This window comes from Providencia rustigianii DSM 4541 (assembly GCF_000156395.1).
GTDB lineage: Bacteria > Pseudomonadota > Gammaproteobacteria > Enterobacterales > Enterobacteriaceae > Providencia > Providencia rustigianii.
Window position 1 is genome coordinate 10,712 of record NZ_GG703827.1, and the last position, 467, is coordinate 11,178.

A 467-nucleotide genomic window follows, 5' to 3' on the forward strand; every position below is an offset into this window, starting at 1 on the left:
CCGTTCCGGTAAGCTGCGCTACTGATTTGATTTGCGCGATGAAAAGAAAGTGATTGATCAGCAATAACCTTAGATTGATTACTTACGTCAGTTTTTAACTGCTTATTTTCTTCTTGCAGCCCACCAATTTGAGTATTCAGCTTATCTATTTTTTTCATACCCAGCACGGCGATAATTAACGCTATACCAAGTAGGACCACAAAACCAATCACTCTCTTTTTCATATTATGAGTTACTTCCCCAGCGTGCTTTATTTTTACGAACATCAATGTGAGTGAATGTTTTATAGCGTCCTACACCATATTTACTCGGATATTTTGACTCCAAATAATCAGCGATGGCTTCGGTGTAACGTCTTTTACTTTGATATCCCCTGCCGTACCTAAAAGATGCTGAGAATGCTCAGCGCCACCAACGGCTTTATTATGCTTCGCACAACGACGACCACTGACAACATAAACCGGCTT

Annotated in this window: 1 protein-coding gene and 1 pseudogene; both read right to left on the reverse strand. The window is 40.5% G+C overall.

Going from position 1 to position 467, the window contains the following annotated elements; genetic code table 11:
* Positions 1 to 224: pseudogene (locus tag PROVRUST_RS20810) on the reverse strand (DUF2570 domain-containing protein); the annotation flags it as partial.
* A 69-nt stretch (positions 225 to 293) separates the two neighbouring features.
* The coding region (locus PROVRUST_RS20815) for a D-Ala-D-Ala carboxypeptidase family metallohydrolase (RefSeq protein WP_006816458.1) at positions 294 to 467 on the reverse strand (174 nt) is incomplete at its 5' end.